The organism is Halohasta litorea, from assembly GCF_024494645.1.
Classification (GTDB): domain Archaea; phylum Halobacteriota; class Halobacteria; order Halobacteriales; family Haloferacaceae; genus Halohasta; species Halohasta litorea.
Window position 1 is genome coordinate 197,004 of the sequence record NZ_JANHDJ010000005.1, and the last position, 24,938, is coordinate 221,941.

Genomic DNA, 24,938 nt, shown 5'->3' on the forward strand with positions numbered 1-24,938 from the left:
GTAGAGGAGGTCCCGATCAGTTGAACGCGCCGGTCAGTGCGTCAGCCGTTGCGGCGGCGTCGTAGTTTTCGAGGAAACTACTGAACGCATCGCTGATATTCGTCTTGACAGCCGGGGAGACAGCCAGCCCGTGTTCGACTGACGGCGGCTGGTTGTCCGCGGCGTTGAAGTCCTCGTATTGGTCCTGCTGGAACTGGTTGAGCGCGGAGACGTCGGCGTCGCTGCGCGGCGGGATCGATCCCTTCTCGGCGTTGAACAGTACCTGTCCCTCCGCGGTGCCGCAGTAGCTGAGGAACTGCCGGGTCGCCTCCGGGGAGGGGTTGTTCGCCATGTAGGGGAACGAATCCATGTTGAGGAGGTAGCTGCCGGAGGTGCCGGGGTACGTTACCTGGCCCCAATCCTCGCCGTAATTGAATCCGTCCTCGTTGCTGTAGGCTCCCGCCGCCCAGTCGCCCTGGTGGATGAATGCGGCGTCGCCGTCCATCACCATCGTGTTGGCCTCGGTAAAGGTGATCGACGAGGAGTCACTCGGGTAGTACTCGCTGAGTTCGACCACCGATTCGAGGGCGGTTTGGACCTGTTCGGCGTCGCCGTTGCCGTTGATGAACGACTCGTAGCCGTCGATACCGGCCTGTCCGAGGAGGATCGTCTCCCAGAGCTGGACGGTCGACCACGTCCCGCTGGTCTGGTGGGCGAAGGGGACGGCGTCGGTTTCGGCGGCAATCGTCTCACAGGCACTGACGACATCGCTTGCCGACGAGAGGCTCGTAGGGTCGACGCCAGCCTCATCGAGGACTGCCGTATTGTAAAACAGGTTGTTGATCCGGTGGATGTTCAGCGGGACGGAGACGTAGCTGCCGTTGTACTGGGCCTGTTCCTGTGGGCCAGCCAGATAGTTCTCCTTGAGGTCGTCGGTCCACACGTCGTCCTCGATGTCCTCGTAGGCACCGTCGAACTTCGCTAAGTTCTTGCCGGGCCACAGCTGGAACGTACTCGGCGGGTCGTTGGCCTGGAGTTTGTTGAGGACGACCTGATCGAGGTTGCTGCGGGCCGCGCCGTCGACCGGCTCCTCGGCGAACTCGACGTCCGGGTGTTCCTCCTGGAACCCCTCGATGAGGGCCGCGATGGCGGCGTTGCCGTCGCCGGAGGACCACGCGTGGAGAAGTTCGAGCTCGTTGGCCCCGCCGTCGCCGCCGTCACCGCTCCCGTCGCTATCATCGCTTCCGCCGCTACAGCCAGCCAGCCCAGTGGTTGCGGCAACGCCAGTTGTTGTGAGGACAGTACGTCGTGAGAGTTTCGTCGGTTTGTTACTCATGATTGTATCTCCGTGTAAATCTGCTCGGAACAGCCCATTTTGTGCTTGTAAGACGGTACGACAATAATTTACTCAGATGTGCATTAATAATCATCGGATAAATTAGCACAGAACAATCACATATTTAATAAAGTTTTTTATTTATACTTTTAAGCAACATAATAAATATATGTTATGAATACAACCGTGTTGTAATTCAGGTAGCGGACATACCACAAGTATCCGCATCGACAGTTGTCAACGGATCTCAGTCGAGTTACTCACTCGGTAGCCGGGTCACGTCCGGCGGTGTCTCGGCAGTGCCGTCGACGCCGGTGAACTCGAAGCGGGCACCGCCGTCGTCGCTTTCGCTGACGGTGATCGTCCAGCCGTGGGCCTCGACCACCGTGCTGACGATCGAGAGCCCGAGGCCGGTGCCGCCGCTGGATGTGCTATAGCCGTGTTCCAGGATCGACTCGCGTTCGCCCGCAGGAACCCCCGGGCCGTCGTCCTCGACGAACAGCCCGTCGGCCAGCGGGCCGACGCGGACGGTCACCCCTCCGCCATTGTCGTCGGCCGCAGGCCGACTGCCTGGGGAACTTCGGTCCTCTCTGTCGCCGGACTGCGTCCGGCTGCTCGTTGAGCCATGCTGAATACTGTTCCGAAACAGGTTCTCGAAGACGTGCAACAGGAACTCCCTGTCGGCGAGGACCTCTCCTGGATGTTCGACTTCGAGGCTCGCCGTCCCGGTGTCGACCTGTCCCCAGGCCTGTCTGGCGGCCGATTCGACGGCGACCGGTTCGGTCGAGAGATCGCGTTGGTCGACACGCGTGAGTTCGCGGAGGTCCTCGACCATGGAATCCATCCGCCGGAGGGAATCGTCGATCTCAGCGAGGTGATCGAGGTTCTCGGTTTGCTCGGCGAGTCGGAGGTAGCCGCGGGCGACCTGCAGCGGGCTGCGGAGGTCGTGGGAGACGAAACTGCTGAACTGGTCGAGCTGTTCGTTCTGCTGTTCGAGTTGGGCCTTTTTGGCTTCGAGCTCATCGGTTCGCTCGCGGAGCTCGGCCCGCTGGCGGTTGGGTTCGGTTACGTCACGGGCGACGACGACCGCGCCCGTCGTCATCCCGGCCGAGTTGGTGATCGGCGACCCGCGCAGATCGTAGTAGCGTCGCTCGCCGTCGACGACGAACTGGAGCGTGTTCGGGTCGGCCGTCGAGTCGGTTGGTATCCGTCGGTACTGGGCGAGCAGTTCGGGATAGTCGGCGAAGACGGTTTCGACAGCCTCGCCCGTAATCGCCGCGGCGGTGGCGGGATCGAGCAATCGGAGGGCCGCGCTGTTGGTGTACCGCAGGGTGTCGTTGCTGTCGAAGACGAAGACGGCGTCGTCCATGTTTTCGATGACGATGCGTTCGGCCAGCGGTTGGAGTTTGAACAGCGCGCCGGTGACGTACGACCAGCCGATTGGGATCACCGCAAGCGTCGTCCCGTAGGTAATGAGCTGGATGTGTGGCCACGGATTGAGCGACGGGAACGCGGCCAGATGATCGCTCAAAAACATCGCCGTCAGCCCGAACTCGATGCCCCCGGTGACGGTCATCGCCGTGAGCTGCGGCCGATAGACCTCCAGCGATTCGCGGAACATGACCACGATGAATACGTGGCCACCTCCGACGATCCCCAGCGTATAGCCCGCATTGAGCCAGAAGGCTGGACCGAAATCGATGTCGACGACCGGCAGCGAGGCGGTCACGGCCGGTCGCAACGCCGTCCAGTAGATCGAGCCAGGGTTCGAGACCACGAGAACTGCACTCACCGTCCCCACCGCCACCAGCGGCCACAGGTAGCGCCGAGACAACAACCCCGGTCGGTCCGTGTACCGGGCGGCGAAGATCCAGAACAACACCCCAATAAACGGCGTGATGGCGTGGCGGGCGACGAGCCACGGCGTCTTGGCCGACACGGTCGGCTGGAGCAACTGCAGGACGTAGCACGTCGACCAGATCGCCAACACGGCCATGACGATCGTATACTCGCGCGCACCCGGCGACTCCCGCTGATACCACGCGACAGCAGCAATCCCGATGGCCGCCACTGTCGAGACCATCCCGAGAACCACGAACGGATGGGTCACAGCGGCCATACAGAGAATTATAAATAATCAAAAATGAATCTTTCTGACTCGTTTGCAGCGACCAAAGCGGCAGCCCGGCGCCGGGCAGCGACTACAGCCTATCCAGGAGCGGCTGGAACTGGCGCTGATATTCGAGCTTCGTGTAGTAGACGAGGGTTCGAAGCAGTCCATCGCGTTCGATCCGTCGGCCCGACGTTTCGACCAGGACGGCCGGACAGACGCCAGTTGGATACCGCTTGCCGAGTGCTCGGCTGAACGCCATATCCTCGTTCGGTCCCGTCGTGAACCCTCCGACATCGAAGTAGGCCTCCCGATCGACGAAGACGTTGAATCCCGGAAACGGCGGCGGCGACAACCGTGGGAGGACGTGATTAAACAGCCGTTCGATCGGGACGGTTCGCCAACCCCCAGAAACGCGACACCGGGAGCTTGCGCCTTGCAGCCCGTGGTCGGTGACGAACGAGAGCATTCGGTCGAGATACGCGTCGCTGAGACGGGTGTCGGCATCGATAAACGCCAGCCAGCGACCCGCCGCCGACTCCGCACCGAGATGGCGGTCCTCACCCTGTCCGGTTCCGTTGCCTGCGACGACTCGGGCCCCATATTCGCGGGCGATCTCCGGCGTTTCGTCCTCGCTTTGGCCGTCGACGACAATACACTCGTAGCCTAGCGAGGCCTCCAACTGCCGGATGCTTTCGAGTGTTGCAGGGAGATACGCCGCCTCGTTCCGCGCAGGGATGACGAAACTCACCGCTGGCTCTCCGGTCCCGCCCATACTGGTACTCTGTTGGGCGTCTCCGATATAATTCTGTTCGCCTACAGGTCGACCCGCAGCCCGTCCCGTGCGAACCGGATCTCCCCCTCGAACCCACCGTCTGCGACCGCCTGCCGCATTTCGTCGTGGTTACCCTCCGTGTGCGGATAGAGATGGGTGAGATACAGCCGGTCGACCGCACAGTTGGCCAGCGCCTCGCCCAGTTGCGTGGGTGTCGGATGGCCCGAGACGTCGACGTCGTCGGGGAACGAACAGTCGTGGGCGAGCACTCGACAGCCGTCGGCGAACCCGGCCAACCCGGCGAAAGCCTCCGAATCCCCGCTGAAGGCGAACACCGGCTCCGTTTCGCTGGGGTCGGCGAACCGGTAGGCCAGCCCGTCCATCGAGTGTCTGGTCTCGTGGCCCTCGACCGAGAATCCCGCGACCTCGAAGGGGTGGCCAGCGGTCACCTCTCGAATCCGGAGGTCGACCCGCCCATCGAGGTAGTCGTGGACCGACAACAGCCCGTCGACCAACCCTTTGGTCCCCTGCGGGCCGACGATTTCGAGGTGTTCCTTCCCGGCGAGCCACCGGGCCTTCAACAGCGGCAGCAGATCGGCAACGTGGTCGAGATGGAGATGGGTTAGGAGGACGCTACCGACGCCTTCGTACCCCGTTTCGGTGTTGGCGAGACGGTGGAGAACGCCGCTGCCGCAGTCGACCAGTAGGGACTGGCTACCGGCCGAGAGGAGGAGTCCGGTCTGCATCCGATCGGCGGTCGGCATCGCGCTGCCGGTCCCCAGAAACGTGACCTGCATACACACCCGCAGGCTGCTGTCGCCAAAAGGCGTTGGGGTCGGCTGTCAACACAACCGACTTACGCGGCCGCCGACAACGGAATCCAAGATGCCCTCCCCCGGCCGCGAGCGTCTCACGGCCGCAGCCGCCGACGCCGACTACGGGTTCGATCCGGCAACGGTCGAGATCGCCGACGCCGACGTGCTCGAACTGTTCGAGCCGGCTGTCCAGGAGTGGTGGGTCGAGGCGTTCGGCGCGTTCGTCGGTTCCAACGGCGGCTTTTTCACCCCGCCGCAGCGCGGGGCGATCCCACATATTCACGACGAAACGAACGCCCTGATCTGTGCGCCGACCGGCTCCGGCAAGACGCTGGCCTCGTTTGCGGCGATCATCAACGAACTGTTTCGGCGCGAGCGCGAGGACGGTCTCGACAACTCGGTGTACTGCCTGTATGTTTCGCCGCTGAAGTCGCTGGCCAACGACATCCACCGGAACCTGACGGTCCCCCTGGAGGGGATCTCCGAGCGACTGGCCGATCGCGGCGTCGACACCGAGATCCGCCAGGCGATCCGCCACGGCGACACCGACAGCGCAGCCCGCCAGCGGATGTTGGAGGAGACGCCCCACATCCTCAACACGACGCCCGAGACGCTGGCGATCCTGTTGAACTCCCCCAAATTCAAACGGAAACTCGAAACCGTCGAGTACGTGATCGTCGACGAGATCCACAGTCTCGCCGAGAACAAACGCGGGACGCATCTGTCGGTCTCGCTCGAACGGCTCGAAGCCATGACAGAGGGGTCGCCGACCCGGATCGGCTGTTCGGCGACCGTCGAGCCACTGAACACTGTCGCGGAGTTTCTAGTCGGTCGCAAGGAGCCGGGCGGCGAACCACGGGAGTACGAACTGGTCGACTCGCGGTTCGTCCGGGAGTTCGATATCGAACTGGAGTGTCCGACCGACGACCTGATCGAGACGCCTCGGGAGGTCATCCAGGACCGACTGTACGACCGACTCGACGAACTAATCGGCGACCACACGAACACGCTCGTCTTTACCAACACGCGGTCGGGGGCCGAACGGGTGCTCCAGACCCTCCGCGAGCGGTTTCCCGACCGGTATGGTGAGACTAACTCCGGCTGTCATCACGGCAGTCTCTCGAAAGACCGCCGGAAAGAAATCGAAGAGGGGCTGAAGGCAGGCGAGCTGGAGGTGGTGACGACCTCGACCAGTCTCGAACTCGGGATCGATATGCCGCATATCGATCTCGTCGTCCAGATCGGCTCGCCGAAATCCGTCGCCGCGCTGCTCCAGCGAGTGGGGCGGGCAGGCCACCAGCTCGGCCAGACGGTGACCGGACGGGTGATCGCCCTGGACCGCGACGAACTCATCGAGTGTGCCGTAATGCTTCAGAAGGCCGAAAAGGGCTTCGTCGACCGGGTGTTCGTCCCCGAGAACGCCAGCGATGTTGCGGCCCAACACGTCTACGGGATGGCGATCAATCACGTCCGGCGGGAAGCAGATGTCAAATCGATCCTTCGGCGGGCGTATCCATACCGTAACTACGATTCCACGGACTGGGAACGGCTGATGCGGTATTTAACCGCCGACTACGCCGGACTCGAAGACAAGAACGTCTACGCGAAGATCTGGCGGGACACGAACGATCCGCCTGACGGCGAGCACCACTACGAGGAGTTTCCGGTCGGCGAACCGCTGATCGGCAAACGCGGTCGGCTCGCGCGCGTGATTTATATGACCAACATCGGGACGATCCCCGATTCGTTCAGCTGTGCGGTCCACACCCGAAGCGACAGCGAGTGGGTTGGAACCCTCGACGAAGGGTATCTCGATACGATCGACCCCGGCGACGTGTTCGTCCTCGGCGGCCAGAACTTCGAGTACTGCTATCGGCGCGGCTCGAAAGTGTACGTCGAGCCGACCGCGGCGCGGCCGACCGTCCCTTCGTGGTTCTCCGAACGGTTGCCGCTGTCCTACGATCTCGGGCGGGCGATCGTCGGCTTCCAGACCGAACTCTGCGAGCGGTTCGACACTGGCGGGATTGCGGGCGTCAGGAGCTGGCTCCGGGGGTTCCCGATCGACGAACACAGTGTCCGGGCGATCAGCCGACTCTACGACGAACAGCGGCAGTATCTCGGCGAGGCGGCCGTGAGCACGGACGACCGGCTGGTGATCGAAATCGAGATTGACCGCACCGAATACCGCCGCCGGTTTTATATCCACTCCGACTACGGTCGGGCGTTCAACGACGGCCTCTCGCGGTTGATCGCCTACCACTGCGCCCAGCACGCGACGGCGAACGTCCAGGTCGCAGTCGCCGACAACGGGTTTTCGATCGAGATGCCGCTCAACCGGAAGGTCGACGTGGCGGGCATCATCCAGGAGCTCGACCCCGACTCGGTAGTCGAAGAGCTGCGGGCGGCCCTCGACGGCACCGACCTCCTCCAGCGGTATTTCAGGATCAACGCGACCCGATCGTTGATGATCCTCAAACGGTACAAGGGCTACGAGAAATCCGCCGCCCAACAGCAGGTATCCAGCGAGATGCTGCTGTCGTTCGCCCAAGAGCTCGACTCGTTTGCGGTCATCGAGGAGACCTACCGGGAGATCACCGAAGATAAGCTCAACATAACCGGCGTTACGGAGTTCTTACAGCGGGTCCAGGACGGCGAGATCGAGGTCCACACCCACACGGTCGACTCCCCGAGCCCGCGGGCCTTCGGGCTGGCGACGCTGATGGCAAGCGACGTGGTGCTCGCCGACGACGAAAGCGCGGTGCTCCAGGAGTTCCACGACCGAGTGCTCACCGAGATCAACGATGACGAAGCCGACACAGTCCAAACCGAGTAGAGCGGACTGGCTGCCACTATTTATAAGCGGTTCGCCACCCGAAGACAACCAATGCGGTTCGAACAGGTGGCGGTTCCGGCTGCCGATCCGGCGGGAGTAGCCGCGTGGTATCGCTCACGGTTCGCTCCGAGCGGCGACAGTACCGCCGACGCGTCGGCGGTTCGACTCGGCGAGACCACCCTCCAGTTCACCGACGCCGACAACGCCCCGCTGGTGCATTTGGCGTTTCGACTGTTGCTCGACGGCGACCGGGCCGTCGACTGGCTGGCCGACCGGGCGACGATCCTCCCCGTCGAGGGCGAACCGAGCCGCCGGTTCGAGTTTTTGGACGCGACGGCGATCTACTTCGAAGACGCCGCGGGAAACGTTCTCGAAGGGCTCGCTTACGACGGTGATCCGCGCCAGCGGGCTGACTCGGGCGTCGTCGACGGGGTAACCGAGGTCGGACTCCCAGCCCAAGAACCACTGGCGCTCGTCGAGTGGCTCGAAGAAAGCGTCGGGCTCTCGGCGTGGGGCACGCCCAGCGAGTCGTTCGCGTGGGTTGGCGACCGACACGCCCGGTTCGTCGTCATCCCGACCGGCCAGGAGTGGTATCCGACCGACCGGGCGGCGGCTCCCGCGTCGGTGTCGGTGACAGTCGCCGACGAGTCGGCTCCACGCGGTCGGTACAGTCATCCGACGTTGCCGTACGAGGTCCGCATCGTTCACAACCGGTGAGAGGAAGCGACTGCTGTCCGTCCTGGACCTTCGATTGGAGACAATACCTGATGGTGGAGACAGTATCGGTGACAATAACCCGGTATCGAACCGATCAGAGCCGACTAACTGTGGGTGCCGCGACCCCCGACGCGGCTACCCGTCCGCTATGTCACCGGTGGGTAGCGATATCGACGACGGCCGATTCGTCGGCGATCACGAACGCCTCCTGTTTCAGGAGCTGTTCGTCCTGCGGCAAAAAGAGCAGATGGGACTGCTCTTTCTGCGTCGTCCGAATGACATCCCACTCGGTGCCGACGTATCCGAGGTCGGCTTCCGGATCGGGGTCCGCCGAAAGCGACTCCCAGTCACTGTATGCCGCCATGGGTCTACTGGGAGGCCTGTTCGATAGTGAGGTCGACGTGACCCTTGACTTGGAAGCTGACGAGGTCGCCGGAGAACCGGTAGCCATCGAGGCCTTTGGCGACGACACCGGTCGCGCTCGATCCGTCGACGCGGTCTTCGATCTCGTCCCACGGGCTGCCGCCGTCGGCAGTCGAACTCAGCGAGTCGCTCCGCTCGATTTCGCCGCTGACGACGACTTTGTACTGGGCGAGGTCCTCGCTGACCGTGCCGTCGAGTAGCAGGACGTTCGTGAGGTCGCCGTCGTCCGCAGTCTCGTCGGTGTCGTCCGATTGCTGGTCCTCTGTGGGTTGTTCGTCGTCAGTAGACTGGTCGTCATCGGTCGGCTGCTCGTCGGACGACTGGTCGACGAGATCGTCCGTCGAGAGCTCCTCGTCGTTGAGATACAGCGAGACGGCCCCGCTGTCGCCATCGATAGAGACCGACGTAATGTCGCCAGCGACATCGAAGGAGTCGCCGCTGGTGCCCGCTCCCGAGAGCTGGCCCGTGGCGGTCCACGTGCCGTCGTCGTTCTCGGTCGCGCTCTCGCCGACCGAGTCGTCGTTTGCATTGTACTGATCGAGATCGTACCGTGGCGTGATCTCACCAGTGGCTGTAAACTCGTAGCTCGCGCCATCGGATGGCGATGTCGTGACGAGGAGTCGGTCGGTGCCCTCTGCAGGATCACCCGAGCCGGACGAATCCGAGCTGTCTGGATCAGTCGACCCGGTACTGTCGGACGAATCCGGAGTGTCGACCGTCGTGTCGCCCTGCGGATCCTCTCCTGTCGGTTCCTCGGCACTGCTTCCGGTTGTCACATCGAAGTTCGACGGAGCGCTGAGGTTGCCGTCGCCGGTGATGTCGATGTTCGTCCCGGTCCACGTCTCGGCGGTCTCGCCCTCCTGGTCCTGGATCGCGTCGTTGTCCGTGTTGTTCAGGATGCGAACGTTTTTGATCGTTCCCGAGCCGCCTGCTGCGGTGCCGTGGAGCTGGATCGGTATCCCTGCCCCGTCGTAGGAGTGGATGATCTCGGTGTCTTCGATCAGCTGGTTCTCACCGGGGGCACGGACACGGATCCCACGGGAGTTCTGATAGCCGCTGGGGCTTGTCCGCGGTGCCTTATCGTTGATTATCAGACAATTTCTGACGATACTGTCGGGTGAGCCGATACGGATACCGGAGATATTGTTGTTGTGAGAGGTACAGTTCTCGACGATGACCTGCCCGCCAGCGCCGTCATCGTAGCCGGGGGAACTCGCATAGATGCCGTTGTCGTCGAAGTTCGCGTAGTAGCAGTTGCGGATCTCGATCACACCGGCGTGGTCGCGGGGTGCGTAGAACGCTTTCGACTCCGCGCCCTCTTCGCCTCCGTCGGGGAAGTTGACGTTGTCGATGATGATGTGACCATCCGAATCCGCATCGAGGCGGAACCGCGAACTGTTCCCGGTTGCCTGGCCTCGGATGGTAAAGTTCCGAATCTCGACGGTGCCGCCGCGGGCCTTGATCGTCTGGTAGTATTCGCCAGCGACGTTGTTGAGAATCACTTCGCCCTGTCCGACGATGGCCGCGTCACTCGAGGCACCGGTGAACCCTTCGCCGTTCCAGTCGTACTCGCCCTCCGGGACGCGTACCTCGACGCCGTCACCGACGTACTCTTCGAGATACGGGTCGATCTCGTCGCCCGCGCTGAGGCCCTGTTCGCCGAGGTCGACGACCGTCTCGGCCTGAGCCGAAACCGATGTCGTTGCCCCGACACCGAGTGCGGTCGCACCGACTGCCGCACCACCGAGCCGCATATAGTCCCGTCTGTTAAGCTGTGCTTTCTGCCCGGAATCGTCCGAGTGGCGTTCTGCCATATTCCGTTAGGATCAGGTTGCACATATAGTAATTCTGACCAGTTGTATTAAGATAGTGTTCCGTTGGAGGGCTATATTATATAGATACGGACACTCACAAGCAACTGAATTTCACTTACATACCGGATACATCCCCGTACTGGGTGTCACGTGGTTCGCCGCACCTGTCACCGGTAGGGTACTTCGGTCGACGGCCGACCGTGTCTAACCATCTCCCATACCGGTAGTAGGAACACCCTACCACGCGGAGCCCGCCACAGTCACACTTCGTAGGCTGCGATCGAGGCGTACCGTGTGTACACCGAGCCGAGTACTGCGCCGTATACCCAGTGATTAACGAGCGTCATCACCAGATAAATCACCAATCCGACACCGCTCTGGTCGGTATAAAACGCGAGGGCGAAGCCGGTCCAGATGATCGTGCCGTATGTGACCCCCCGAAGCGGAATACTCGTCGCTGGCGGGAGGTAGTTCCCGAGTGTGATAAACAACAGCGGCAGGACCGTGATCCCACCAAGGACGAAAATCGCAACCCCGCCCCAGAAGTTCAGTCCGTAGCCGACGATGTTGGCGAACCCCGAGAACGCGACCGGATCGAGCACGCCAAGGATCGTTGCCACGCCGAAGATCGGCTGCATGGCGATCATCCCGACGAGCCCCGAAAGACTGGCCACCGACAGCTCGCGGACGCCGATCTGTCCCGACTCCCGTGAGATCTCTTTTGAACTGCGTGTTTCCTGTTCGTTACTCATACACACAGCCAACGGCGTGAATGCCGAAAAGTGTAGTTCAGCAGATAAATACGGTTCCGTTGGTGAGTCGGCCGTGGTGGGTTAGCGGTTGACCCAGTCGAGCAGCCGCTGGTAGAAGGGGTCGGTCGACAGTGCTCCTCGGTCGCCGACAAGCACGAGCCCCTTTTTCGCCCGTGTGAGTGCGACGTTGATCCGCCGATAGTCTTCGAACAGCGGCCCCGCAAGTTCGCCGGTGGCGACGAAGGAGACGACGATGATCTCCTTGCTCGACCCCTGGAAGCGGTCGACCGTATCGACAGTCACGTCGACCCGACGACTGATCTCGGCGACCTGCGCGCGGAACGGCGCGATGACGCCGATCGCATCGGGGTCGATACCCGCTGTTAGATACTGATCGACGATCTCGGCCACCCGGTCGGCTTCGGTCGGGTTCGTGTTACCCACGCGCGTGCCACCGGGATCGAGAAACGTGACCGAGTCCCGAAGCTCGGCGGGCAGCGAATCCGGATCGCAGAGTTCGGAGAGCGACTGGGCAGCGACAGCGCCCGTTGCAGGGCGGAGTGCGCCGTCGTAGAACTCCGCGGAAGAAAAGGCCTGGATTCGTTGGCACATCCGGTACTGCCGGGTCAACATCACTGCGGCGTCGGGATACTGCTCGATCAGTCGCTCGAACAACGACGTAGAGAGCGGATTGCCCGTTCCCGACACCTGGCCGGCGTTAGCGGCCTGGACGACCGGTGGCAGCTGTTCGTGATCGCCGACGAGGACGAACCGGTCGGCCAGATTCAGCGCGGCCATCGCCGAGGGCTCGGTGAGTTGAGAGGCTTCGTCGACGACCGCCACGTCGAAGGCCTGTTCGCGCATGACCCGCGAGCCACAGCTGGCGGTCGTCGCGGCGACGACCGGCGCGGTTCGGAGTTCGCTCGCTCGCTCGTGGGGGTCCCCCTTCGTCTCCAACTGCACGTCCAGCATATCCTCCCGGATGCCGGTATCAGTCCCGACGCGGCAGATGTCCTCGAACCCCTGCTCACGGAGGGCTTCGAGGGCGTTGTCGACCGCCCGGTTGGTGAACGCAGTAAGGAGGACGCGGTCGCCGCGATCGACGAGCGCGCGGATCAGCCGCGCGATGGTGTAGGTTTTCCCGGTTCCAGGAGGACCGTGAATCAGCGCACAATCCTGGGCGTTGACGCCCAGATTGACCGCCTGGTTTTGGCCCTCGTTGTTGTCGATAAACGTCTCCCTCCCGTCGTCGAAGGCGGGCTCCCGGCGGCCGAAGAGGATCTCCTTGCGATCGTCGCTGCTCTTGAGGACGGTGTCGTGGAGCGCAGTCAGCATTCGGTCGACCGAGATCTCCGAGGGGTAGACATCGAGCCGACGGAACTCGACCGGCTCGTCGGTCGTGACGACGATCTCCTCGTCGAGTTTGGTGATTCGACAGAGTTCGGCGTGGCCCGAGACGGGGTCGCCGTCGCTGGCGAGCGCGACGTCGCCCTCGCGGAGTTTCGAGACGGCCTCCCGCGGTTTGCGCGCACGAAGCTCCCACCGGTTGCCGTCGATCTCGTTTTGTTCAATGGGTTCGAGCCCGATCAGCGCCCGATCGTCGTCGGCCCGCTCTTGGTCGCCCTGCTCCCAGAGTTTCCGGTACTCGTCGTGGGTGGCGCGGCGTTCGGCCTCGATCGCCTTATAAAAGCGATCGAAGTACTCGCGTTCTTCCTCGGGGATGGGTCGACCCACTGCACCCGCTTTCGATTCCTGGTCGAGTCGTCCCGAGACGACCATGCAGGTGTCCTGCTCGAAGCAGTACTGGCATTTGGCGTCGGCCTCGTAGCCGGTCGGCACCTCCTCGCGGGCCTCCATGGCGGCGAGTGCGTTGCGGCTCTGGACGACGAACTCCAGGAGACCCTTCCCCATCGAGAACTCCTTGGCGGGCGAGAGATCGCCCGACTCTTCGGTGCGTTCGAGCGTCGTGTTCTTCGTATATAAGAGGGTGCCCGTGTCGGCGTCGACGCCGCGCTCGTCGAGCATGAGGGCGTAGCTGGCCGCCTGGATCTTGTCCTGGAACCGCGGTTCACGGCTCGTATTCTTCCCCGTTTTGAGTTCGACCGGCATCCCCCGCCGGAGGGCATCGGCTCGGCCCTTGAGGCCGAACGTTGGACTGATAAGCGTGTATTCGGAGCGCCAGGCGTCTTCCTCCGTGAGGGTTCCCTGTGCGAGCCACCCCTCGATCGCCGCGGCGTTGCCCCGGACTTCGCCTTCGACCTCCGCGACATCGCGGCCGAGCAGGCCGAGTTCGAGGCCCGCCTCGGCGACCCGATCCTCGATGGCGGCATCGAGATCACGGCCGCGGAGCAGATCGCCGAATACGTCGTGGACGATGGTTCCCTTGACGACCGGATAGTTAAGCGGGATCGCCGAGAGCTTGTTGAGATAATACATCCGGGGACACTGCACCCACGACCGGATGGCAGTCACGTCGACCAGGAAATCCGGTTCGAGAACGACGTACGACTCGCTCGTCGTGCTGTAGGTGACTCCACCATCGTACTCCTCGACCGCCGGTTCGGTAACGATCAGATCCATCCCCGGCTCGGCGTGGTCGGCGGTGTCGGCCCACTTGGCCCAGAGGGTTACGTCGACCGCCGCATCGCCGTTGGTCTCGCTGCCGTCGGTTGGTCGCAGCCGAAGCTCGGCGAGTTTGCGCTCGCCGTACTCGGTTTCGACCGTCGTTGGCTCGTCGACGGCGATGATCTCGCCGCGGAGGCTCGCTGTCACTACCTGCGTTCGGTGCTGAGGACTGAAAAACACTATTGATGGCCACCCCGAGTCGGAGGGTGGAAGTGGCTGCTCGGCATTCCTCTCGATATGAGTGAGTCGACTGGGACCGATTACTGGGGCGTGCTACTTCGAGCTGGCGTGGGATTCCTCGTCGCTGTATCACTGGCCGCGTCGGTTCGGCTTCTGAGTACGAACGGCCTCTCTCCGGCAGTCGTCGGCGAGATCGGTGTGACGCTCTACGTCTCCGGGCTCGTTATCTACGGACTGTTCTGGGGGAGCATGGAGAGCCAGCGCTTCCGGGTCGCGCTGTATTTCGGTGTCGTGCTGTGGGGCGGCGAACGGTTCCTCTCGGGCAACGAGTCGGTGTTCACCGTGGTGTTGCTTCTCGGCGGGATGGGGATGGTCATCCGGGAGCTCTATTTCACAGAATAATATAATAAATTCGATATTAACGAACCGTTTATCGATGCTGTGCCCGGACTCCAAATTATCAAATACGGATATTTGAGCGGCATATATATTCTACCCCACCGGTTCTGTTGGGACGGAAATGACTGACTGGGAGCTGTATGTCGAAGACGGCGTTGTGGTTGCAAACTTCTCGGATGGGATGCCCTCGGATGCCGAAGAGTACACGAAAGTAAACGAACAGTTCGAGGAGCTCGCCGCACAGGGTGGCGTCAACGCCCACCTGTCGCTGTTGAATATGAGTTCGTCGCTGAACAAGGACGTCTTCGAGAAGGCCAAAGAGGCCGCTGAGGTCGGCACCGAGTACGGGATTACGAAGTGGGCGGTCGTCTCGGATGGGATCAAAAGCATGGCACTCTCCAGTCAGGTCAAAGACGTAGCGGGCGTCGACGTCGAGACGTTCAACAACGAGGCCGACGCGCTCGCGTGGGCCGCCGAGTAGGCGGGCGAGGCTGTCGGGACCGATAGGCTCATTGAGTCACTGTCCCATCTGGGCGTATGCGCGTCAGAGACTGGGACGATATTCTCTCGGACGTGATCGAGGGCGACCGTGACCCGGAGGGCTGGCGAGCGGTCGCCGGACAACGACAGCGCGGTGTCGGCGAGGACCTGTATCTGGGCCACCCCGCCGCCGGTGTCTTCCAGCTCAAAACCTACGCGAAGAACCCCCACGAGCTCCAGGGCGTCGGCACGCAGGTCGCCCGCCGCATCGACGACGAGATCGATTCGGTACTCCCCCACCGCGAGACCGATACCGGCCGGTTCGCGGTCCAGCAACCACCCGAAGACGAATCCGAGGCGAAGTCGATGGCGACGCGTATCCAGGAGACGCTCAAAGTCCACTCGGAGGCACCAACGACCGGCGAGGACTTCTTTACGGACATGATGGAGGCCGTCGACAGCCCGGCCTTCGGCCCGATGGAGTACGAACTCAGCGACCGGCCGGACCGACTCGACGAACTCTCCGAGACGTTCGCGGATGCCGACGAACTCCTCTCGAAGGAACTCGACGATCTCATCGACGAGGCGGGCGTCGACCGCGGCTTCGAGTAGCGAGTAGGACGGCCTTACTGCCGGTAAGGGCCTCCTACTCGTCGGTATCTGTCGTCTCGATCGCGCCGTCGGCGTTCTCCCATTCGGTCATGCTGCCCTCGTAGACAGCCACGTCCTCGAAGCCGAGCGAGCGGAGGACGACGAAGGTATGAGTCAGTCGGCGCGAGGTATTGCAGTAGAGCACGATCGGCTGCGAGCGGTCGGTCTCGATGCCACGGTCGGCCAGCAGCGACTCGATTTCGGCGGTGGATTTGACCCCCCGAGTCTCCTCGTCGACGAGTTCCATCCAGTCGAGCCGGACTGCTCCCGGCAGGTGGCCCTCCTCGTACTCCCACCCCTCGCGGGTGTCGATGAGGGTCGTCTCGCCGCCGTCGATCGCAGCCGCGACGGCCTCGCGGTCGACGATCGGGGCGTCGGCAACGAGTCCTGGAGACTCGTAGCTCGTCGGCTCGATATCCGGGGCCGAGTCCGTGGTTTCGTACTCGCGTCGCCATGCGCTGAAATCGCCGTCCAGGAGCCGAACGTCGTCGTGGCCGTAGACGAGGGCCGTGAAGACGAAGCGGGCGGCGAACACGCCGTGGGTGTCGTCGTAGGCGACGATGGTATCGTCGGCGCTGATCCCGGCCTCGCCGAGCAGGTCGGCGAAGGCTTCGGCTCCAGGAAGCGTCCCCGGGTCCGGCGAGTCGGCGTCACGGAAGCTATCGAACGGCACTGAGACCGCACCCGGGAGGTGACCCATGGCGTCGTACTCCCAGGCGTCGCGGACGTCGACGAGACGGACCGACGGATCGTCAAGTCGGTCGGCGACCCACGCGGCCTCGACGAGTAGATCTGCGGACATACTAGCTCCAAGTAGCGCAGTGGCCGTTAACCATCCGGCGGTGTCGACCGCCGCCGGGGTTCCTCGATACAGGATATTGTTGCCGTGTTTTTGGCGGGAGGGTCGGCTGTGGTCGGTGTCGGCTCGGGTCTGAGTGGGTCTCTCGCCACCGCAGCGACAACCGCTGGCAATACTCTCCGGAATCCTTCAGGACCGGCCGAAAGCGCCGTTGATACTAGTACTAAGACGGTGGGGGTTCAATCGGTGGGTGTATGACAGAGTATGCGAAAGACGTGCTGGTCTCGGCTGACTGGGCCGAAGACCATCTCGACGAGTTCCAGAGCGACGACCCCGACTATCGACTCGTAGAGGTCGACGTCGACACCGAGGCCTACGACGAGAGTCACGCCCCCGGTGCCATCGGCTTCAACTGGGAGGAGGACCTCCAGGACCAGACCACCCGCGACATCCTCTCGAAAGACGACTTCGAAGAGCTGCTGGGTGCCCACGGCATCACCGAGGACTCGACGGTTGTCCTCTACGGTGACAACGCCAACTGGTTTGCGGCCTACACCTACTGGCAGTTCAAATACTACGGCCACGACGACGTGAAACTCCTCGACGGCGGCCGCGAGTACTGGCTCGACAACGACTACCCAGTGACCGACGAGGTCCCCGAGTTCTCCGCCGTCGACTACGAGGCCTCCGGGCCGCGGGAGTCGATCCGGGCCTACCGCGACGACGTCGAAAACGCCATCGACAAGGGCCTGCCGCTGGTCGATGTTCGATCGCCCGAGGAGTTCTCCGGCAAAGTCCTCGCACCGCCAGGACTCAACGAGACCGCCCAGCGCGGCGGCCACATCCCCGGCGCACAGAACATCTCGTGGGCCGCCGTGACCAACGACGACGGCACCTTCAAATCCGCCGAGGAGATCGAGGAGCTGTACGCCGACAAAGGCATCGACGGCGAGGGAACGACCGTTGCCTACTGCCGCATCGGCGAGCGCTCGTCGGTCGCCTGGTTCGCGCTCCACGAACTGCTCGGCTACGAGGACGCCATCAACTACGATGGTTCCTGGACCGAGTGGGGGAACCTCGTCGGCGCACCGATCGAGAAAGGCGAAGCGGACGACTGAGCGGAGCGAAGTCGCCGCTTCGAGTCGGAGCGGGGAGGCGAAGCCGACCCGCGGAGAAAGGCAGCGCTGAGTAAGCTCCGTTTCGACTATTTTTGAGACGCTGAGTCCGTAGCGACTGCGCTGGTTTGACACTCCTGACACCGAATCGGGTGCACTCAAGAGCCTCCGGGCTCATGAGTCGACCATGACAGACGACTTCATCGACCACGTCCAAACCGAGAACAAAACAGCCCTCTCGCGACTCGGCTCCTCGAAATCACTGTACGCCGAAACGGGCGGCGATATCGAGGCCGAAACCGTGCTTCGGGCCGCGGCGATCGCCGAAGACGCCGCCCGCGAAACGTTCGAGCTGTGGGCCGACGACGAAACCAACGAGGATGCGGCGGCCCTCTTCGGCGATCTCGCCGAACAGGAGGCCGACCACTACGAGACTGTGGCCGGGAAGCTCGACGATGCGCCGAGCGCAGCAGACGTCGACGAACTCCCGGCGATTCAGGAGACACTCCGAACCTTCACCGCCACAGTCCAGCGGGCTGGCGGCCTGGTCGGGCGCTGTCTGGTCGCCAAAAAGTCGAAAGAACAGTACACCGGCTACTTCGTCGGCGATGCCGACCCCCGGACGGCGAGCGTGTTCCGGGATCTCGGCGACGATGTCGACGAGCAGATCGACCGCGCCGCGGAACTGGTCGAGGCAGTCTGTGAGAGCGACGCCGACCGGGAGGCCGCAGCGGCCGCAGCCAGCGAGGCGATCCAGGCGGCCTACGACGAGTACACCGACTCGCTCGAATCGATGGGCGTCAACCCCAAACCAGTCTGCTGAACAACCACACCTACGGATGGGTGTAGTAGACGACTGCTTCGTTGTCGGCGTGTCGGTCGACTCGCACGAAGCCGATTCGCTCGAACTGGACGATCTCGTCGACCGCGGTGTCGCCGAAGGCCGGTTCGGCGTGGCCCGTCACGTCGCCGTCGGGCGTTCGCATCGTGACCGCAACGGTGTCGTCGGCTGGCACCCAGTGGATGACCTCGACACCCTCCTCGCGGACGGCCGAGATGTCGTCACCCGTAGCGACGAACTCCTCGTCGACGTAGCGGACACAGCCGTAGCCTTTGAGCCAGATGCGCTCGCCCTCGCTCGGTAGGTCGTCGGCTTCGACGAGCACGGCGTCGCCGACCGGAATCTCGCGATCGCCACGGTCCTCGTGGTTCGGATGGAGCGGCGGGTGGCCTGCGGCCGGTTTGTCTTCGCCGACGACCGGCACACGCTGGCCGCCACGGACCAGGAAGTACCGGTTCGACTCGTCGTCGACCAGCTCGCGGTTGTTGGCATAAATCGATGACATCGCGAGGTCGACATCCGAGGTCGACATTCCGAGGCCGATCATCGACTCGACGATCGCTTCGCCCCGAATCCCGCGGCGGCGAACCGACTGGAGCGTCGGCGCGCGTGGGTCGTCCCAGCCGTCGAGTTCGCCATCGTCGATCAGTTCCTTGATCGTCGACGTCGAGAGTTTGATATCGTAGGCATCGAGTTGGACGTGACCCCAGTGCAGGACTTCGGGGTACTCCCAGTCGAAGTAGTCGTAGACGAACTGCTGGCGTTTGGCCGAATCCTGGAGGTCGATCCCGCGAATGATGTGCGTGATACCGGTGAGGTGGTCGTCGATGCCCGACTGGAAGTCGAGCATCGGCCAACAGCGGTAGTCGGCGGCTTCCTCGCGCGGATGCGGCGTGTCGATCATGCGGAACGCGACCCAGTCCCGCAGTGCGGGATTTTTGTGTTCGATATCGGTTTTCACCCGGAGGACCATCTCGCCGGACTCGTAGTCGCCGTCGATCATCGCTTCAAATTCTTCGAGGACGGTCTCGGGGTCCTTGTCGCGGTTGGGTGAGGGGGTTCCCTCTTTTTTGAGCGCCGAGAACTCCTGGGCGGGCAGATCGCAGGTGTAGGCGCCGCCCATCTCGATCAGCTCGCGGGCGTGGTCGTAGTAGGTCTCGACGCGATCCGAGGCGCGGTAGACTTCGTCGGGTTCGAAGCCGAGGTAGTCGATGTCCTCCAGGATGGCATCGTAGGCCGAAAGGTCGGGGCGTTTGGTCTCGGGGTCGGTGTCGTCGAAGCGGACGACGAACTCGCCGTCGTAGCGCTCGGTGTAGGTCCCGATGACCGACGGCATCCGGGCGTGGCCGAGGTGCCACGGGCCGTTGGGGTTCGGTGCGGCCCGCAGGCGGACCGTGTCGTACTCCTCGACGTTCGGCAGGTCGGGCAGGGTGTGTTCGTCGGCCTCGTTTTCGGCATCGAGTTCATCGACCAACTCGGGGTCCAATTCGGCGAGTCGCTCGCGGCGGGCCTCGCGGTCCAGTCCGCCGATTTTCCCCACGACCTGGCCGACGACGCCCGGCACCTCGTCGCCGTGCGGTCGGAACTCGGGGTTCTCGCCCATCAGTGGGCCCATGATCGCGCCCACGTCGGGGTCGCTGTCGTGTTTGAGCGCGTTGAACAGGGCGTGTTTCTCGGCTTCCCCTTTCACGCGCTCGCGGAGTTCGTCGTCCATTGGGTGTGGCTTTCGGGTGATCCGTCAAAAGGGGTGTGGATCGGTGTTATCGATACAACTCAACGCTACTTCGTATCGGGTACTGGCTGTCTGAGAGTCGGAAATTCAAAAACGGCGGACAATCAATACGAACATATGGCCCTCCTCGGCCGGATCGAGACGCGGCTCACACTGTTCCTCGATCCACTCCCAAAAAGTGACCGCCTCGACAGTGGCGTAGGAAGTTCGTTTACGCTGATGAATCGGGCAGTCGGAACGCTTGAAACCCTCTGTTCCGAACCGCAAGTGTGAGTCGACATCGCCTCTTTGGCTCGCTGTGTGGGCTCGTCTTCTTCCTCAATCTCGCCAGGATCGTCTTCGCGCCGCTGCTGGACGTGTTCATCGCCGAGTTCGGGATCGGCGAGGCGACCGCTGGCCTCATCGTCACGCTGGCGTGGGTCGGCAGCGCGTCGCTCCGGCTGCCAGCCGGATGGCTGCTCACGCGACTCCCCCGGCACTACCTCGTGATCGTCTCGGGGGCGATCCTCACCGGTGCAGCCGCCGCCACGGCTGCGGCAGTGACGGTCCGCCAGCTGATGATCGGCGCGTTCCTCATGGGCACCGCGTCGGGCGTCTACTTCGTCTCGGCGAACCCGCTTTTAAGCGAGCTCTACCCCGAGCGCGTCGGCCGCGTGATGGGCATCCACGGCGCGGCCAATCAGGTGGCGGCGGTGGCAGCCGCTCCCTTGGTCGCCGTCTCGCTATGGGTCGACTGGCGGCTTGCGCTGTGGACCATCGCCGTCGGTGCTGCGGTGGTGACTGTCGCCACCGTGGTCGTCTCTCGGCAGACCGAGATGCCCGAAGCCGGGGGGGCTGACCGCTCGCTCGTGGCCGGGGCGCGTTCGGAGTGGCGGATCATCCTCGCTGCACTGGGGTTGGCAGGCCTCGCGGTCTTCGTCTGGCAGGGCGTCTTTAATTTCTACGAGCTGTATATGCAGGCTCGTGGGCTCTCGCCGTCGGCGGCCTCGACGATGCTGACGATCGTCTTCGCTGCAGGGGTTCCGGCCTTCTTCGTCGCTGGCGAGCTGGCCGATGATCTCCCGTCGGTACCGCTGCTGCTCGGGATCGTCGCCTCGTTTGCCGGCTGCCTGCTTCTGGTAGTCGCTGCCGACGGGTTCGTTGCCCTCGCGATCAGTTCGGCGTTGGTCGGCTTCGTCATCCACGCGCTGTTCCCCGCGACCGACGCCTACATTCTGGGCGCGCTGCCGGATTCGGCCCGTGGGAGTGCATACGCCGTCTTCAGTACCGTCTGGATGGTCTCCCAGTCGGTGGGGTCGTCGGTCGTCGGCACGCTGATCGAATACGGGCTCGCCTACGACACCGTGTTTACCGCCGCCGCAGGCGTTCTCTTGGCGACAGTCGTCGGGCTCAGCTTCCTCGAACGCGCCGGTCGACTCCCGAGTTGAGTGGTCGGCGCAGACGTTCGTCTCCGACTGTCGCTCCCGTCGGTCGTCGAGGTCGTACAGCGTCTCGACCAGCTGCTGCACGGCACACACCTTTTCTATACCCCAGTTTGATATTCAACCAGTGATGGTTGCGTATCAGGAGCCTACGTCCGGACAGTTGCTCGCTCCGGACACCGGTGGACGATCAGTGACGGGTCACGGGGTTCGAGTATGAGCACCATGGCGTCGACTTTCGAGGCGTCGACCCTCCTGGTCGTCGGCACGAGCGACTGGCTCGACGACCTCGCCGAGGCACTGACGACACGGACCCCGGCCACAGTCCAACGCGCCCGGACCGCAGCCGATGCCGTCGATCGGTTCGGCTCTAGGAACGTCGATTGCCTCGTCACCGAATACGAACTCGACGGCGGGACCGGCATCGACCTGCTGCAAACGGTGCGCGCCGACACCACGTCGCTGCCAGTTGTCATCGGGGCGACTGCGGGGAGCGAAACCGTCGCTAGCGAGGCCATCAGGGCCGGTGTCAGCGACTACGTTCCACTGGCCGAGCCGAGCGAGCAACTGCCCGAACTCATCGACCGGATCGAGCAAGCCGTTCGGGGTGGCAGACGAACGGTAACCCAGCGAGAACGGGCCCGGCAGTTCGATGCGATTTTCGAGGACTCCCGGACGGCAACGTGGGTGCTCGACCCCGACGGGACACTCGCCCGCACGAACCAGACCGCCCGTGAGATGGTCGACGATTCCGTCGAGGCACTTCTCGGCGACCCGTTTTGGACGCTCCCATGGTGGTCTCAATCCGATGGCACCCGACAGGATATCGAACAGATCGTCGAGACAGCCCGTGGCGGCAGCTTCGGGAACGCGGTTATCGAACAGTCGGGAGCAGACGAACCGTGGATCATGGACCTCTCGGTTCGACCCGTCGAGAACCAGCGCGGCGATCTCGTTTCGATCGTCGTCGAAGGCGTCGATATCACCGACCGCGTCAGCCTCGAACGGGAGCTTCGCGGCTCCGAGGAGCTCCACCGGGTCACGCTCAACAACATGACCGACACGATCCTCATCACCGACGAGGACGACGCCTACACCTACGTCTGTCCGAACGTCCACTTCATTTTCGGCTACACCGCCGAGGAGATCCACGAGATGGGGACTATCGACGAGCTGCTCGGCGAGGATCTCTTCGACCGCGAGGAGCTCGCCGCAAGCGGGACCCTCAAAAACATCGAGTGTACGGCCACCGACAAGGCGGGCACCGAACACACGCTGTTGGTCACCGTCCGGGAGGTCTCGATCCAGGGTGGGCGGCTCCTCTATAGCTGCCGGGACATCACCAAACGGAAACAGCGCGAGGAGGCCCTGACGACGCTCCAGGAGACGGCTCGGGACTTCCTGTATGCGGAAACCCACCACGAGATCGCCCAGCACATCGTCGACGATACCGCCGACGTAGTCGACCTCGATGCAAGTGCGGTCTACCTCTTCGATGCCGACACCAACGAGCTCCGACCGGCGGCCCACTCGGCACGGATGAAAACCCTCCACGGGCCACTACCGACCAGCCGTGCGGACGGCGAGACGCTCGTGAGCTACAGTTTCGTCGAAAACGAACCGCTGTGGTACGACGACATCCACAGGGCGGATCGACTCGCGAACCGCGCGACCGACCTCCGGAGTGCGATCTACATTCCGCTCGGTGAACACGGCGTTTTCGTCGCCGGATCGGAGACCGTCGGCGCGTTCGACGAGATCACCCGCGAACTCGCCGACCTGCTGGCCGCAACCGCCGAGGCGGCTCTCGACCGAGTGAGCCGCGAGTCGAAGCTCCGCGAGCAGGACCGCACGCTCCAACAGCAAAACGAGCAGCTCAGTCGTCTGAACCGGACCAACGAGACGATTCGGCAGATCGACCAAGCCATCGTGCAGGCCGAAACCCGAGCCGAGGTCGACCACGCCGTCTGTGAACTGTTGACAGCTGATGATCGGTTCCAGTTCGCGTGGATCGGGACGGTCTCGGAGTCGACCGACACGCTCGAACCGCGGGCGTGGGCGGGCAACGGCCAGGGCTATCTCGACAGCCGTTCGTTTTCGGTGACGACATCGAACGCCGAACCGGCCGAACACACCGCGGCCTCCGGGGAGCCAACGGTGGTTCCGAACGTCGCCGCGGGGCTTCACGACGACCCCTGGCGCAAGGACGCTCTCACTCGGGACTTCCTTTCGGTGTTGAGTATCCCGCTGGTCTACAACGACCTCACACACGGCGTGCTCACGGTCTACGCCCGGAGTCGGAACGCCTTCGACGAGACCACGCGGGCGGTCATGAGCGAACTCGCCGAAACAACCGCGTCGGCGCTCAGTGCGATCGAGCGGAAGCACGCCCTGCTCACGACATCGATGACGCGACTCGAAGTCGCGATCGACGACGGCTCGTTCGTCCTCTCGGGACTCGCTCGGGAGGCCGACTGCACGCTCTCCTACCACGGTGGCGTCCAGCAGACGAGCGACGGCCAGTACGTGTTCGTCACCGTCGAGGACGGCACTGTCGAGGCGGTCCAGGACGCCGCAAATGAACTGGTGGCCGTCGACGGCGTCCAGCCGATCAGTCGGGACGGGACCGGCAGCGTCGTCCGGCTCCAGCTCACCGAGCCGTTTTTGGCTCTGGAGTTGGCCGACCACGGGGCTGTGTTCCGCGAGGCCACCGCCGACCCCACCGCAACGACGCTCGGCATCGATATCCCGGGGAGTGTGACCGTCCGCAACATCCTCCAGCTCGTCCGCGAGACGTTCGCTGGCGTCGAGTTGCGGTCCAAACAGACGCTCGATCAGGCCGCCGAACACGACCTGTATTCGCGGTTCGTCGACGAGCTGACCGAACGGCAACTGGAAGTGATCCAGACGGCCTACTACAGCGGCTTCTTCGAATCGCCGCGGGGACAGACCGGCGAGGAGGTTGCCGAGACGTTGGCTATCTCGTCGACGGCGTTCTATCGACATATCCGAACCGTCCAGCGAAAACTGTTCGACACCCTGTTCGAGGACGGTAGCCATCCGCCAGCGGTTGAGGGTTGAATAGTACACCGCGCTTTGCAAATCACGTGTGATAGCGAACGTCTGGATATTCCCTTATAC

Annotated in this window: 20 protein-coding genes; 10 read left to right on the top strand and 10 right to left on the bottom strand. The window is 63.3% G+C overall.

Translation table 11 applies throughout. The annotated features are described in order from the left end of the window. Nucleotides 1-16: 16 nt before the first annotated feature. From NO877_RS13230 to NO877_RS13245, 4 genes are all read right to left on the bottom strand, one after another. The gene (locus NO877_RS13230; RefSeq protein ID WP_256396823.1) at nt 17-1,315 is read right to left on the bottom strand and encodes an ABC transporter substrate-binding protein; all 1,299 of its coding nucleotides are present in this window, start codon (nt 1,313-1,315) and stop codon (nt 17-19) included. Between the two features lie 256 nt (nt 1,316-1,571). Then, on the bottom strand, nt 1,572-3,434 hold the full coding sequence (locus tag NO877_RS13235) for a sensor histidine kinase (protein ID WP_256396824.1): 1,863 nt from the start codon (nt 3,432-3,434) through the stop codon (nt 1,572-1,574). Between the two features lie 82 nt (nt 3,435-3,516). After that, entirely contained in the window at nt 3,517-4,200 is a 684-nt protein-coding gene (locus NO877_RS13240) for a glycosyltransferase (RefSeq protein WP_256396825.1), read from the bottom strand. A gap of 41 nt (nt 4,201-4,241) precedes the next feature. Continuing rightward, the gene (locus tag NO877_RS13245) at nt 4,242-4,997 is read right to left on the bottom strand and encodes an MBL fold metallo-hydrolase (protein WP_256396826.1); all 756 of its coding nucleotides are present in this window, start codon (nt 4,995-4,997) and stop codon (nt 4,242-4,244) included. Nucleotides 4,998-5,085: 88 nt separating this feature from the next. Here NO877_RS13245 and NO877_RS13250 point away from each other — a divergent pair, with 88 nt between their 5' ends. Next, the gene (locus tag NO877_RS13250; RefSeq protein WP_256396827.1) at nt 5,086-7,848 is read left to right on the top strand and encodes an ATP-dependent helicase; all 2,763 of its coding nucleotides are present in this window, start codon (nt 5,086-5,088) and stop codon (nt 7,846-7,848) included. Nucleotides 7,849-7,899: 51 nt separating this feature from the next. Continuing rightward, on the top strand, nt 7,900-8,565 hold the full coding sequence (locus NO877_RS13255; RefSeq protein WP_256396828.1) for a VOC family protein: 666 nt from the start codon (nt 7,900-7,902) through the stop codon (nt 8,563-8,565). A gap of 151 nt (nt 8,566-8,716) precedes the next feature. On the opposite strand, the gene NO877_RS13260 is transcribed toward NO877_RS13255, so the two are convergent. From NO877_RS13260 to NO877_RS13275, 4 genes are all read right to left on the bottom strand, one after another. Further along, complete coding sequence (locus NO877_RS13260) at nt 8,717-8,929, bottom strand: hypothetical protein (protein ID WP_256396829.1); 213 nt, start codon at nt 8,927-8,929, stop codon at nt 8,717-8,719. Between the two features lie 4 nt (nt 8,930-8,933). Beyond that, nucleotides 8,934-10,802, bottom strand: coding sequence for a right-handed parallel beta-helix repeat-containing protein (locus NO877_RS13265; RefSeq protein ID WP_256396830.1), 1,869 nt, complete (start codon nt 10,800-10,802; stop codon nt 8,934-8,936). 260 nt (nt 10,803-11,062) lie between these two features. After that, on the bottom strand, nt 11,063-11,554 hold the full coding sequence (locus tag NO877_RS13270) for a DUF6789 family protein (protein ID WP_256396831.1): 492 nt from the start codon (nt 11,552-11,554) through the stop codon (nt 11,063-11,065). An 81-nt stretch (nt 11,555-11,635) separates the two neighbouring features. Further along, nucleotides 11,636-14,326 (bottom strand): AAA domain-containing protein, encoded by a 2,691-nt coding sequence (locus tag NO877_RS13275; protein ID WP_256396832.1) that lies wholly within the window; start codon nt 14,324-14,326, stop codon nt 11,636-11,638. A gap of 90 nt (nt 14,327-14,416) precedes the next feature. Here NO877_RS13275 and NO877_RS13280 point away from each other — a divergent pair, with 90 nt between their 5' ends. The 3 genes from NO877_RS13280 (at nt 14,417) to NO877_RS13290 (ending at nt 15,850) form a co-directional block, all read left to right on the top strand. Further along, nucleotides 14,417-14,761 carry a hypothetical protein gene (locus tag NO877_RS13280; RefSeq protein ID WP_256396833.1) on the top strand — a complete coding sequence of 115 codons (345 nt, stop codon included), beginning with the start codon at nt 14,417-14,419 and terminating at the stop codon, nt 14,759-14,761. Between the two features lie 118 nt (nt 14,762-14,879). Continuing rightward, nucleotides 14,880-15,239 (top strand): hypothetical protein, encoded by a 360-nt coding sequence (locus tag NO877_RS13285; protein ID WP_256396834.1) that lies wholly within the window; start codon nt 14,880-14,882, stop codon nt 15,237-15,239. Nucleotides 15,240-15,295: 56 nt separating this feature from the next. Beyond that, the gene (locus tag NO877_RS13290; protein WP_256396835.1) at nt 15,296-15,850 is read left to right on the top strand and encodes a hypothetical protein; all 555 of its coding nucleotides are present in this window, start codon (nt 15,296-15,298) and stop codon (nt 15,848-15,850) included. Nucleotides 15,851-15,884: 34 nt separating this feature from the next. Here NO877_RS13290 and NO877_RS13295 read toward each other — a convergent pair whose 3' ends face one another. Further along, complete coding sequence (locus NO877_RS13295) at nt 15,885-16,691, bottom strand: sulfurtransferase (RefSeq protein ID WP_256396836.1); 807 nt, start codon at nt 16,689-16,691, stop codon at nt 15,885-15,887. Nucleotides 16,692-16,942: 251 nt separating this feature from the next. Here NO877_RS13295 and NO877_RS13300 point away from each other — a divergent pair, with 251 nt between their 5' ends. Together NO877_RS13300 and NO877_RS13305 are read left to right on the top strand one after the other, a co-directional pair. Then, on the top strand, nt 16,943-17,806 hold the full coding sequence (locus NO877_RS13300) for a sulfurtransferase (protein WP_256396837.1): 864 nt from the start codon (nt 16,943-16,945) through the stop codon (nt 17,804-17,806). 184 nt (nt 17,807-17,990) lie between these two features. Next, nucleotides 17,991-18,626 (top strand): transcription antitermination protein, encoded by a 636-nt coding sequence (locus tag NO877_RS13305; RefSeq protein ID WP_256396838.1) that lies wholly within the window; start codon nt 17,991-17,993, stop codon nt 18,624-18,626. Nucleotides 18,627-18,636: 10 nt separating this feature from the next. On the opposite strand, the gene NO877_RS13310 is transcribed toward NO877_RS13305, so the two are convergent. Beyond that, nucleotides 18,637-20,358: a glutamate--tRNA ligase gene (locus NO877_RS13310; RefSeq protein WP_256396839.1), complete on the bottom strand. Its 1,722-nt coding sequence runs from the start codon at nt 20,356-20,358 to the stop codon at nt 18,637-18,639. A gap of 135 nt (nt 20,359-20,493) precedes the next feature. On the opposite strand from NO877_RS13310, the gene NO877_RS13315 reads away from it, so the two are divergent. From NO877_RS13315 to NO877_RS13325, 3 genes are all read left to right on the top strand, one after another. Further along, nucleotides 20,494-20,649 carry a hypothetical protein gene (locus NO877_RS13315; protein ID WP_256396840.1) on the top strand — a complete coding sequence of 52 codons (156 nt, stop codon included), beginning with the start codon at nt 20,494-20,496 and terminating at the stop codon, nt 20,647-20,649. After that, nucleotides 20,646-21,803 (top strand): MFS transporter, encoded by a 1,158-nt coding sequence (locus NO877_RS13320; RefSeq protein WP_256396841.1) that lies wholly within the window; start codon nt 20,646-20,648, stop codon nt 21,801-21,803. Before NO877_RS13315 ends, NO877_RS13320 begins: the two co-directional genes overlap by 4 nt. Before the next feature lie 210 nt (nt 21,804-22,013). Then, nucleotides 22,014-24,878, top strand: a complete 2,865-nt coding sequence (locus NO877_RS13325) for a bacterio-opsin activator domain-containing protein (RefSeq protein ID WP_256396842.1) — start codon at nt 22,014-22,016, stop codon at nt 24,876-24,878. The last annotated feature ends 60 nt before the right edge of the window (nt 24,879-24,938 follow it).